Consider the following 5,793-nt stretch of genomic DNA (forward strand, 5'->3'; position numbering starts at 1 on the left):
GGCGCGAACACGCCGGCCACCGCTGCAAGACCCAATCCGATGCCGAAGGCTGCGGCCGAGACCCGATCGACATCGATGCCGGTCGCAAACGCCTCGTCGCGCCGCGACATCACCGCACGGGTCAGGGTGCCGAGCCGGGTACGGTACAGATAGACATACACCAGCGCGATCGCGATCAGGCTGGTAATCGCCGCGATCACCCATGACGCCGGAAATCCCTGGCCAAAGATCTGGACCGGCCCGCTGCCGCCGGGCTTGCCGCCGAACAGCTTTATCTTGATGGTGGAGAACACGGTACCGAGGGCGCGGCTCTGGATCGAGCGCTCGCTGGTGCCGAAGAAAATGGTCATGACGGCCTCGATCACCTGCGACAGACCGAAGAACAGGATGATCGACAGCATTTCCGGGTTCACCGAGCCCTGCAGCCGCGGCACCAATACCCAATAGAGCAAAAGACCAGCCAGCACGAAGAGTACGAACGCCAGCGGCACTGCGAACAGGGGATCGATGCCCGCCAGGGTCACGACGCCAAACGCTGTGAACGCGCCCAGCATCAGGAAATCGCCATGCGCAAGGTTGACGATGCGCATGACGCCGAACACGAGATTGAGGCCGATCCCGACCAGGCTGAAATACAGACCGAACAGCACGCCGGCGACGAGCGCGTAAGTCAGCATCAGCGCCTCGCCTGCCGCACCGGGTTCTGCGATCGCATCATGGACGCGGATAGACCGGCTTGCCGGTGGCGGTTTCGTGCGGATAGATCGAGACGAACTTGATGTGTTCCTGACCGTCGAGTTCGAGCTGGCCGAGCGGCGTCAACTCGCCGATCTGGCCGCCGGTTTCGTCAAGCGCGAAGGTCCCATCCAGCGTCTTGAGCTGTCCGGACAGGCTGAACACCGCGCGGCGCAGTTCGAGCTGCTCGAGGCTGGTGGCGACCGATAGCGTCTTCTCGATGACGAGCCCTGTGGTGTATCCGGCCGTGGCATTGAAGCCAAACTCGATCTTGCCATCAGGATACTTCTTGTCCCAGGCCGCCTTGTAATCCTTCATGTTCATGCCGAAATTGACCGCATAGTCCAGTTCCGAGGGCGGCACATAGGTGAAGACGTGCTCGAGGGCCTTCTCGCCGACGTTCTTTTCCAGGAGCTCGGTCTCGATGCCGGCATAGATCGAAAACAGCATCTTGAACTTGACGCCGACATCCTGAACATTGCGCAAAAACGCAATGTCGTTCGGCGCGTATCCGAAATGGATCACTGCGTCCGGTTCAGTGTTGTTGATGTTGTTGATGATGACGGTGTAGTTGGTGGTTTCGGTCGGAACGCCCTGATCGTAGACGATCTCGATCGGCGCGCCGGAGTCCTTGACGAATTTGCGGAACGCGTTGGCCTGGGTGCCAGTGAATTCGTTGGTCGAGTAGAGAATGGCGACTTTCTTGATGCCGAGCCCCGGGCCGTCATGCGAGATGAAATCCGCCACCGGCTTGGGCCAGACGGTCGAGACCGGATCGGCCATCAGCGCGATGTAGGGATTGTCCTTGGAGAAGAAGCTGGCGCCGGTTCCGGTCTGGTCGAACAGGAACACCTTGCGGTCGCGCGCGATCGCAACCGCGGGCGCGGTCAAAACCGAACCGGAGTCCGCGACCAGGAGGTCGACCTTGTCCTGGGTGATCAGCTGGTTGTAAAGCGTGGACGCGGTCGCGGTGTTGCTCTGGTCGTCATAGGCGACAAGCTTGACGGGAATCTTCTTGTCGAAAGCCTTGACGTAGACGCCGCCATCGGCGTTTTTCTGGTCGGACCAGAGTTTGAGCGCGCTGAAAACCGGCATCGAAATCGAAGCGTAGCGCCCCGATGACGCATAAAGCGTACCGATCTTGATTTCGGCCGGCGCCTCGGCAGCCCAAGCCGGCGCGGCGAATGCAAAGGCCGCCGCCAGCACCGCGCCCGTGATCCTTGACATCAATTCCTCCCGGTTTTCTTTGTTCTCGCCGGCAATCTACCGCGTCGAGTCGTGGCGACACAAGCGCTCCGGGCCAAGCAATGGCGCGTGTGCCGGAACAGGCGGCATGCCACAGCTCGGCTGGACCGTTGACGCCGGGCCGTCCAATGTCGCATCAAGATCGGAACCAGCGGGCCGAAGACCCGCCCAGGAGGAATTGACCGATATGGCGGAACCCGCACGAGCGAAACCAAAACCAACACCGGAAACCCAGCATTTCTGGGATGGCACCCGGGCCGGCGAATTGCGCCTGCAGCGCTGCGACGCCTGCGCCAACGTCTATTTCCCGCCGCGCCCGTTCTGCCCGGCCTGCGCTTCGCGCAAGGTCAGCCTGTTCAGGGCCTCCGGCAAGGCCAGGCTGTACAGCTACGTTATCCATCACCGCCCGGTGCCGGGCTTCACGCCGCCTTACGCCATTGCGGTGGTCGAACTGGACGAAGGTCCCCGCATGATGACCAATATCGTGGATTGTCCGCAAACGCCGGAAGCACTCGAGCTCGACATGAAGCTGGAAGTCGTGTTCGAAAAGCTCGACGACAACATCTGCCTTCCTTTGTTCCGTCCGTCGAAGGGTTGAAGATCATGCGCAGGAACGAGGTTGCCGTTGTCGGCGCCGCCGAAACCACCGAACTCGGCGTCATTCCCAACGTCTCGCAGATCCAGTTGCACGCCGACGCGGCGTTGAACGCGATCGCCGATGCCGGCCTGAAACTGTCCGATATCGACGGTCTGGCCACGGCGGTCGAGACGCCGCAGCAGATCGCGCACTATCTCGGCATCACGCCGAGCTGGGTCGACGGCACCTCGGTCGGCGGCTGTTCGTTCATGCTGCATGTCCGCCACGCCGCCGCCGCCATCGAGGCCGGGCTGTGCAGGACGGTGCTGATCACGCATGCCGAAAGCGGCAAGTCGAATATCGGCCGCACCCCGCGCATGATCGGTCCCGACAGCCTGAACGGCCAGTTCGAGCTGCCTTATGGCGTCTCGACGCCGGCCAGCATGTTTCCCATTCCAGTGCTGCGCTACATGAAGAGCCATGGCATCACCCACGAGCAGATCGCCATGGTCGCGGTGGTGCAGCGCGAGTGGGCCGCGAAGAACCCGCGCGCCACCATGAAAGCACCGATCACGGTCGCGGACGTGCTGAACTCGCGGATGATCGCCTATCCGTTCCGCATCCTGCAATGCTGTCTTGTCACCGACGGCGGCGGCGCGCTGATCCTGGCCTCGGCCGAGCGCGCCCGGGATTTTCCGAACAAGCCGGTCTATATCCTGGGTACCGGCGAAAGCGTGGAAACGCCGATGGTCAGCCAGATGCAGACCTTCGACAGTTCGCGCGCGTTTCGCGTCGCGGGGCCGCTGGCCTTCCGGGAGGCCGGCATCAGCCACGCCGATGTCGATCATTTGATGATCTATGACGCCTTTGCGCATCTGCCGCTCTACGGCCTCGGCGATCTCGGCTTCATGCCGCACGAAGAAACCGGAAAATTCATCGCCGACGGCAACACCCGCCCCGGCGGCAAGCTGCCGCTCAACACCAATGGCGGCGGCTTGAGCTACATGCACTCCGGCATGTATGGCATGTACGCGCTGCAGGAAAGCGTGCGGCAAATGCGCGGCACCGCGCCGGCGCAGGTTCCGAACGCGAAGATCTCGGTCTGCCATGGCGTCGGCGGCATGTTCGCGGCCAGCGGCACCATTATTTTTACCAACGAACGGTGAGGATGAAGTTAGGAAGGCAAGCTGTTTGCGCTCCCTCTCCCCGCTCTTCGGACCGCTCTTCGCGGGGAGAGGGCTGGGGTGAGGGGCTTCTCTCAGCAGGTCGGACTCGCGGAGAGTCCCCCTCACCCGGATCGTTAAAGCGATCCGACCTCTCCCCGCAAGCACCCCGCAAGCGGGGAGAGGTGAACACCGCCCGCATCCAGCATCACAACGGCTCAAAACGGAGGCATCATGGCCGGCACCAAATCACTGCAGGACAAATCCATCGTCGTCACCGGCGCGGGCCGCGGCATCGGCCGCGAGATCGCGCTATTGTGCGCGGCCGAAGGCGCCAAGGTCGTGGTCAACGATCCCGGCGTCGCCGCTGACGGTTCGGGATCGAGCGCCTCGCCCGCCGAAGAGGTAGTCGAGGAAATCAGGAAGCGCGGCGGCATAGCGGTTGCGAATTTCGAAACTGTCGCGGAGGCCATCCCGGCGAGCAAGATCGTCAAGACCGCGGTCGACAGCTTTGGCAGGCTCGACGGCGTGGTCAACAACGCCGGCATCCTGCGCGACGCGATCTTCCACCGCATGAGCATCGACGCCTTCGAGTCCGTCATCAAGGTTCACCTGATGGGCTCGTTCTACGTTTCGCATGCCGCCGCAAGGCTGTTCCGCGAACAGGAAAGCGGCTCATTCGTCCACTTCACCTCGACATCCGGGCTGGTCGGCAACTTCGGCCAAGCCAATTATGCCGCGGCAAAACTCGGCATCGTCGGGCTGTCAAAATCGATCGCGCTCGATATGAACCGCTTCAATGTGCGCTCCAACTGCGTCTCTCCCTTCGCCTGGAGCCGCCTGATCGGAACCATCCCGACCGAGACCGAGGCCGAGAAGGCGCGGGTGGCGAAAATTCAGCAGATGGGGCCGGAAAAGATTGCGCCGATTTGCGCTTTCCTGCTCAGCGACGCGGCGAAGGATGTCACCGGGCAGATTTTCGCGGTGCGCCTGAACGAGATATTCCTGATGAGCCAGTCGCGCCCGCTGCGCTCGATCCACCGCGGCGAAGGCTGGACGCCGCAGAGCATTGCCGAGCACGGCATGCCGGCGCTGAAATCCTCGTTCTACAAGCTCGACCGCTCCGCGGATATTTTCAACTGGGACGCTATTTGAGCTGGGCCTAAGGCACCATTGCAATGGCCGGCCCCTGGATCTCCCGGACCATCGGGCTTTTCTGTTTTTGAGGTAATCGTCAGGCCAATCGATGGCGTCCCGGCCGCTATCTGTGGTTGTTCTGGCTTGCTTATGCCCTATTCTAGGCGCAAGATTTCCTCCCTGCAAAAAAATCCATGGGAGGAAATCATGACGACCCCACAGAATGCCAGCGAACAAACTGCCGCCGCCGAAGGGCTGGACCGCCGCAAACTCCTGCGCGGTGCGGCAGGTCTTGCCGCCACTACCATGATCGCAACCGATGCCGTGGCGCGCGATTTCGGCCCGGGGGCCGAGCCACAGCGCTATCCCGACCCCGATATCGTCGTCATCAATCCCGAGCGCTTCAAGGCCAAGGTCGGTAACACCACCATCAAGCGTCTCTATACCGGTTGCCTCTGGGCCGAAGGACCGGCCTGGAATGCCCAGGGCCAGTTTTTGGTGTGGAGCGACATCCCCAACAACCGTCAGCTCCGCTACCTCGACGATGACGGCCATATTTCAGAGCAGTTTCACAAACCCTCGAACGAAGCCAATGGCAACACCTACGATTTCCAGGGGCGGCAGATCAGTGCGCAGCGGACTCAGCTGGTCCGCTTTGAACACAATGGCAACCTGACCGTGCTGGCCGAAAAAGCGGGTGACAAGCCGCTTAATGGACCGAACGATATGGTGGTTCATCCCAATGATGGCTCGATCTGGTTCACCGATCCAGGTTATGGCGCGATCAATCTCTACGAGGGCCTCCACACCCATACCGGCTCGAACCAGCCCTACCAGAAGGAAGCGGTCTACCGGGTCGACGGACAGTCCGGCCAGGTCACCAAGGTCGCCGACGAGCCGTACAAGCCGAACGGTATCGCGTTTAGCCATGACTAC

Annotated in this window: 6 protein-coding genes; 4 read left to right on the top strand and 2 right to left on the bottom strand. The window is 61.8% G+C overall.

The features are described 5' to 3' along the window. Positions 1-677 (bottom strand): branched-chain amino acid ABC transporter permease (locus ABSG20_RS27795; protein ID WP_423867679.1); only part of this gene is annotated, 677 nt, incomplete at its 3' end. A 37-nt stretch (positions 678-714) separates the two neighbouring features. Then, entirely contained in the window at positions 715-1,962 is a 1,248-nt protein-coding gene (locus ABSG20_RS27800; RefSeq protein ID WP_423867680.1) for an amino acid ABC transporter substrate-binding protein, read from the bottom strand. A 205-nt stretch (positions 1,963-2,167) separates the two neighbouring features. On the opposite strand from ABSG20_RS27800, the gene ABSG20_RS27805 reads away from it, so the two are divergent. The 4 genes from ABSG20_RS27805 to ABSG20_RS27820 all read left to right on the top strand — a co-directional run. After that, positions 2,168-2,578, top strand: coding sequence for a Zn-ribbon domain-containing OB-fold protein (locus ABSG20_RS27805; RefSeq protein WP_423867681.1), 411 nt, complete (start codon positions 2,168-2,170; stop codon positions 2,576-2,578). Between the two features lie 5 nt (positions 2,579-2,583). After that, on the top strand, positions 2,584-3,723 hold the full coding sequence (locus ABSG20_RS27810) for a thiolase C-terminal domain-containing protein (protein ID WP_423867682.1): 1,140 nt from the start codon (positions 2,584-2,586) through the stop codon (positions 3,721-3,723). 231 nt (positions 3,724-3,954) lie between these two features. After that, a complete protein-coding gene (locus ABSG20_RS27815; RefSeq protein WP_423867683.1) occupies positions 3,955-4,875 on the top strand; it encodes an SDR family oxidoreductase in 921 nt (306 codons plus the stop codon). A 189-nt stretch (positions 4,876-5,064) separates the two neighbouring features. Further along, positions 5,065-5,793, top strand: a 729-nt coding sequence (locus tag ABSG20_RS27820) for an SMP-30/gluconolactonase/LRE family protein (RefSeq protein ID WP_423867684.1), incomplete at its 3' end; no start/stop codon positions are given.

The organism is Bradyrhizobium sp. (assembly GCF_049512235.1).
In the GTDB taxonomy this organism is placed as follows: domain Bacteria; phylum Pseudomonadota; class Alphaproteobacteria; order Rhizobiales; family Xanthobacteraceae; genus Bradyrhizobium.

Bases quoted from the DNA above. Each gene is read 5' to 3' on its own strand.
- ABSG20_RS27805 (WP_423867681.1), top strand. From the start codon at position 2,168: ATGGCGGAACCCGCACGAGCGAAACCAAAACCAACACCGGAAACCCAG.
- ABSG20_RS27800 (WP_423867680.1), bottom strand. From the start codon at position 1,962: ATGTCAAGGATCACGGGCGCGGTGCTGGCGGCGGCCTTTGCATTCGCC.
- ABSG20_RS27815 (WP_423867683.1), top strand. From the start codon at position 3,955: ATGGCCGGCACCAAATCACTGCAGGACAAATCCATCGTCGTCACCGGC.
- ABSG20_RS27810 (WP_423867682.1), top strand. From the start codon at position 2,584: ATGCGCAGGAACGAGGTTGCCGTTGTCGGCGCCGCCGAAACCACCGAA.